The organism is Flavobacteriales bacterium (assembly GCA_013001705.1).
Taxonomy (GTDB): Bacteria; Bacteroidota; Bacteroidia; order Flavobacteriales_D; family JABDKJ01; genus JABDLZ01.
Window position 1 is genome coordinate 1 of sequence record JABDLZ010000313.1, and the last position, 5493, is coordinate 5493.

Consider the following 5493-nt stretch of genomic DNA (forward strand, 5'->3'; position numbering starts at 1 on the left):
TTGCACACCTTGGCGGAGCACTTTTCGGCTTCATTCTTGTGAAGATCTGGAACCAGAACAGAGGTAAATTCTATTGAGCATAGATTCATGGCAAGTATCAAGGACGACATCCAACAGATATACTCTACCAGCCATACGGCTTCTAGGTATGTACTGATAAATGTGGCTGTTTTTCTCGGTGTGATCATCGCCAAATTCATCGCCTGGGGAGTGCAGGCCACGGGATTCGATGTCATTGATTGGATCGGGCTTCCGGCCGCTATTGAATCATTGATCACCCGTCCTTGGACGGTCTTCACCTACATGTTCGTACATGAGGGCTTCTTTCACTTGCTGATCAATATGCTTTGGCTCTTCATGGCCGGAAGGATCTTTGTGGATCTACTGGGCAGCAAACGATTCGTCAAGACCTATTGGCTAGGAGGACTATTTGGTGGAGTGCTCTACTTACTGGCATACAACCTTCTACCTGCCCTCCAGGGCTCACAGGCGACACTCATCGGAGCCTCAGCAGCAGTCTTTGCCGTGTTCCTTGGTCTGGCCACTTACGTTCCGGATTATGTGGTGAGACTGGTCTTCATAGGGCCTGTCAAGTTGAAATGGATCGCTATCGTATTCGTGATACTGATGCTCCCAACCAATAGCGGCAATCTAGGCGGCCATCTAGCACATCTAGGTGGAGCGGTCTGGGGGTTCATCTATGCCCGGTCGCTGAGGAATGGCCGGGACCTGGCACCGTGGTTCGACAGTACGGCCGATGCCGTGATGAACCTCTTCACGAGGGACACCCGCCCTAAGATGAAGGTATACCGTGGTTCTGAAAAAGGATACACCGGAATGGACGATGCCTACAATGCCAAGAAGAAAGAAGAGCAGAAGGAGATAGATCGCATTCTGGACAAGATCAGCAAGAGCGGCTATGAAAGCCTGAGTGCTCAAGAAAAGGCCACCCTATTCAACGCCAGTAAGAAGGACTGACATGCGCAAGCGGATCAAGCAATCCTGGATCGGGCTGTCCATCTTCATCGCTCTACTTCTATTCCTCTCACAGCACGCTCGTACCATCTCACCTGCTGATAGTGATATATGGCCTATTGTGGCCATGGGCTATCCGGTAGCGCTCTTGCTTTATCTCATCACTCTGCTCTTCTGGCTCATCACCAAACGCAAGATCGCCATCCTCATGGCAGCGGTCCTGATTCTTTTCGGTTGGGGGGCGATGAGCGATATCGTCCAGATAGACCCTCCGCTCTCACAGGAAGAAAGGGGTCATAGTCTGATGTCCTATAATGCTCGCCTGTTCGGATACTATCAATTCAAAAGGAATAAAGAGATACGCGATAGCATTTTCGACTATCTGGAAAGTTCGGATGTGGACATCCTGTGTTTCCAAGAATTCTATCACACCACTCATCCCAAGGGATTTCAGACCAAACCTCTACTCATCGACCGTCTGAATACGCCCTATGAACATGAGAAGTACACGCATGAATTCGTACATCAGCAATATTTCGGGGTGGTCACGCTATCTCGCTTTCCAATCGTATACCGTGGCTATATCCCTTTTCCGGGGGACTTCAATAATTTCTGCATCTACTCTGATATACGCTTGCCTAAAGGAGATACCATCCGGGTATTCAATACACACCTCGCCTCGATTCATTTCCGCAAAGAGGACTATGAGATCATAGACACAGAACTATCTGATACCGACCGACTGACCGAAAAGTCAACGGGAATACTCAAGAAACTCATGGCCGCCAATAAGAGACGGGCCGTGCAGATCGAACATATCATGGAAGAAGTAGAACGCTCCCCGCATCCGGTGATCTTTGCTGGAGATTTCAATGACCCGCCTTTTTCCCACACATACTATCGGACCAAAGCATCTCTCCAAGATGCCTTCAAGACCAAGGGATTCGGACTAGGGAACACCTACAACGGACCCTTCCCTTCCTTCCGGATAGACCACATCCTACATAGCGATGAGATTGAAGTGAACAGCTATCAAGTGGACAAACTGGATCTGTCCGACCATTTCCCTGTACACATTAGATTCGAGATGAACGATGAGTGAATTCAACACATTCTTCCAGATCGGTCTGGATCATATCCTGGACATCGGTGCATATGACCATCTGCTCTTCATCGTCAGTCTACTCATCGTCTATAGGCTCAAGGATTTTACAGAGATCATCAAGGTTCTCACTGCTTTCACTCTGGGCCATGCCATCTCGGTGGCGGCTGGTGCCCTGCGTTTCACTCCATTGAGCGAAGCTTGGGTAGAATTCCTTATCCCACTCTCCATCCTTATCATGGCCATCTATCACATGATCTGGGGAAAAGGAAGACGGGCTGTGGTCTATGTCATCACTACTCTGTTCGGCATCATCCATGGACTGGCCTATGCACGAGAATTCCTGGTCATGATGCAAGATGCAGGCGAGATCCTCATGCCGCTACTCGCCTTCAATTTAGGTGTTGAGGTGGCACAGATCGGCATCGGATTGCTGTTCTTGGTCCTGATGGAATTGTTGACACGTGCTACAATAGTCGAGCGCAAGGCCCTGCACATGTTTATTTTTGGGGTGATCATGACACTCTCCATTCAATTGCTCATTGCTCATGCTATCTGGTAATCGATCGACATTCATTCTGATTCTAGCCCTCGTCCTCTGTTTGGGCCACGCAACTCAAGGATCGGGTCAAGAGGCAGATGAGGAGCGAAGAGGTGAACAGTTCGTTTTCATAGACCCTCAGGCTAAACGTGGCTTCATGTTCGGACTGAATCTCGGCTACTTTCTGCCGAACGATGATCCAGCGGTTTTCTACGATGGATCCCCCAAGGGGCAAGGATTTCTGGATCTGCAGGAATATCTACAGATCGACCGCATACGCAATGAGGTGCTTCAAGAATTGGGGAATCCTTCTGATTTCACTTTGGTGGAATATGCCTCGGATATGCCCTATGTCAATTCTTTAGCGGTCGGTGCGCATGTCAGGTATCAGTTCAATTGGTATCACAGCCTGGTGGTGGACGCCAATTTCATTTCGCTGAAGGCAGATGATTTTTTCGTGCTCTCCTACCCCAATGACAATGGGACCTCGCAGGACATATTTCAGAACTTCCCTATTCAGGGCAAAGAAGACCGTTTGAATATGAATCTGGGATATCAGTTTGCTTGGGCACCCCCCGGAGCAGCAAGCATGCATATGGAAATCGGACCCGAAATGACCTCTATCCGGGTCAAGTCCAATACCTTCTCCGTGGGTAGCAGGACCTACAGTATTCTCCGTGCTCAGACCGTAGGTGGAAATAATCAGGTCATCAACAACTCCATTCCCACTCAGACTTTTTTCGGAGCCTATGCGCAGATAGGCGCCAATCTGGAATTCGACAAATTCACCATGGATATCGGCTGGAGGACTTCCTTTCAGAAGATATCCCTCTATGAGGCCATAGAGCCCAAGCGCAGGCTCAACCATATGCCTATGGCCCGTCTGGTGTATCGCTTATCGGTAAAAGGATTTTGAGCGCTTCTCAGCTTCAGTACGGAGCATCATTTCTTATATTTGCCGTCCCTTTTGAAAAAGGGTATGGCTCCATAGCTTAACTGGATAGAGCACCGCACTACGGATGCGGAGGTTCGGGGTTCGAATCCCTGTGGAGTCACAAATCGATCGAATCGGTCACTTGGAGGCTCGATCTGCGGAAATGACAAGATTGCTTGTTCATGAACGGAGATCGGGCTTTCGTTTTTTTTTGATTCCCTGCACGGTAGTACAGGCTGGACCGATTCAATCCTTGAAACTCGGAGCTGCTACCTCGATAGGCCGGATAGACTACTAGTCTTGGTTCCCGTTACTCGAATATCTAGGAAGTTCGACCTCTTAGAATTCGATACATTGAAGGAAGATGTCGTTCAGAGCCTGAAGCTTATCGCATTGGATACGCAATTTCTTCTTAGCGATACTGAAGTCATGCTCGAGCAGATAGCCGAGTCCACCTTCACTATCCATCAGATGCTCATCTGAATGGATATCCAATGCTCTGAGTAGCGAATCATTGACCACTACGGTACGAGTTCCAGGCTCCAAAAGCATATGTCCTTTGACCATTTTGGTCCCGTTGTCGGCCAGTACTGTGTCTGAGTAATCGGATTTGAATCCACAGATCACCCTTCTCTCCGATCGAGTACCCACCAGTAAGTGCGTGTGCACAGCTGCGTAGAACAGTTGATTGGTGAGAATGTCATTATACAGGACCACCACACCGATATTCTTCATCCCCGACTCGAATTCATCCGAATCATATCTTCCGTATACTTCCTCTTGGAGGTATTCGATCAGTTCTTTGGGAGTCTTCTTTCTCAACTGGTACACGCCCGTATCGATCAGATTCCACAAGAACATGGATTCCAAGGTGCCTCGAATGCCCGTAGATGGATTGTCGATGATCACCGTCACCTTCTTATTGCCATACTCCCCAGACCAAGTGAAATTGCTTGAGATACCCCCTTTCTGCCGTTGCACTTGGAACTGGCGGTATCCATTGCTTTCTAGAGTCTTGTTATTCAATAGTGCGCTCAAGAAATTACTGGCTCGACCCAGTTGAACGTCATATTCCTCTTTGGCGAGGCTCATCTCTTTCTTCTGCCCTTTGAGAATCTTCCTCAAGGTATTCTGAGTGGTCGCGAAATAGTTGCCTAAAGCATATATCATCAAGGAAACGAGCATGATGTTAATACCGTTCAAGAGGACTGGTACACTGTACATGACCTCTTCTGGTCTGAGAGATTCCAGATAGAATGTCCCCAAGGAAAGTCCAATGAAGAGACCCAACCACAGCATACGTGTGCTCAAGCGCTCGACCACCAAAGACCCGAGTAAGGCCAAGAGTGACCAGAGCATCACTACTCCTGAACTTGCCACCCCTCCCAATAGGTATTGGAAAACGAAGGGTAGGATCAAACTCATGGCTATCTGGATATTATATCCGATGCGTGTCAGATCCTTCAATGAGCCGAAGAATAAGAAGTTGAAGAGGGTCAAGATGATATATCCGAAGGGTATCAGGGACGGCATGCGATAGCCGTAAATAAGGCATAATACCCCCCAGACCAGTGCTCCACACATCATGAATACACTGAAGAAGAAGAACAAGAGTTTTTCAGCTTGCACCGAGGCACTGCTGTCATCAAATTCCTTGAAGAGTAGTCTGACGAAATGTGGCGCTCGGATTTCTATATCGGTATGCATACGCTAGCAACAATAAGGGTTGTTACGCATGTATACGACAAGTCTATCTCTAGGGTTACTGAGTCGACCTAGATGGATTTTCGGGCCAATTTAGGATGGAGGTCATTCAATGTGAGAAGGGCTGCAGAGCCATACCAGAGCTTCAAGTCCATTCGCAGATAATCCTGCTGAATAGCAGGATCTGTGCGGGTCAATGCCTCAGCTTCTTCCAAGGTGCGTACATCGAATATGTAG

Annotated in this window: 6 protein-coding genes and 1 tRNA gene; 5 read left to right on the forward strand and 2 right to left on the reverse strand. The window is 48.3% G+C overall.

What is annotated here, in order from left to right; genetic code table 11:
* Positions 1-87 precede the first annotated feature (87 nt).
* From HKN79_12670 to HKN79_12690, 5 genes are all read left to right on the forward strand, one after another.
* The gene (locus HKN79_12670) at positions 88-978 is read left to right on the forward strand and encodes a rhomboid family intramembrane serine protease (GenBank protein NNC84420.1); all 891 of its coding nucleotides are present in this window, start codon (positions 88-90) and stop codon (positions 976-978) included.
* 1 nt (position 979) lies between these two features.
* A complete protein-coding gene (locus HKN79_12675; GenBank protein NNC84421.1) occupies positions 980-2077 on the forward strand; it encodes an endonuclease/exonuclease/phosphatase family protein in 1098 nt (365 codons plus the stop codon).
* On the forward strand, positions 2070-2639 hold the full coding sequence (locus HKN79_12680; protein ID NNC84422.1) for a hypothetical protein: 570 nt from the start codon (positions 2070-2072) through the stop codon (positions 2637-2639). Before HKN79_12675 ends, HKN79_12680 begins: the two co-directional genes overlap by 8 nt.
* Positions 2626-3534: a hypothetical protein gene (locus HKN79_12685; protein ID NNC84423.1), complete on the forward strand. Its 909-nt coding sequence runs from the start codon at positions 2626-2628 to the stop codon at positions 3532-3534. The genes HKN79_12680 and HKN79_12685 overlap by 14 nt, the downstream gene beginning before the upstream one ends.
* A gap of 65 nt (positions 3535-3599) precedes the next feature.
* Positions 3600-3673, forward strand: a tRNA-Arg gene (locus HKN79_12690).
* Between the two features lie 218 nt (positions 3674-3891).
* Here the strand turns inward: HKN79_12690 and HKN79_12695 are convergent.
* Together HKN79_12695 and HKN79_12700 are read right to left on the reverse strand one after the other, a co-directional pair.
* On the reverse strand, positions 3892-5259 hold the full coding sequence (locus tag HKN79_12695; GenBank protein ID NNC84424.1) for a hypothetical protein: 1368 nt from the start codon (positions 5257-5259) through the stop codon (positions 3892-3894).
* Between the two features lie 68 nt (positions 5260-5327).
* A partial coding sequence (locus HKN79_12700; protein NNC84425.1) for a hypothetical protein occupies positions 5328-5493 on the reverse strand: 166 nt, incomplete at its 5' end.

Bases quoted from the DNA above. Each gene is read 5' to 3' on its own strand.
- HKN79_12685 (NNC84423.1), top strand. From the start codon at position 2,626: ATGCTATCTGGTAATCGATCGACATTCATTCTGATTCTAGCCCTCGTC.
- HKN79_12680 (NNC84422.1), top strand. From the start codon at position 2,070: ATGAGTGAATTCAACACATTCTTCCAGATCGGTCTGGATCATATCCTG.
- HKN79_12670 (NNC84420.1), top strand. From the start codon at position 88: ATGGCAAGTATCAAGGACGACATCCAACAGATATACTCTACCAGCCAT.
- HKN79_12695 (NNC84424.1), bottom strand. From the start codon at position 5,259: ATGCATACCGATATAGAAATCCGAGCGCCACATTTCGTCAGACTACTC.
- HKN79_12675 (NNC84421.1), top strand. From the start codon at position 980: ATGCGCAAGCGGATCAAGCAATCCTGGATCGGGCTGTCCATCTTCATC.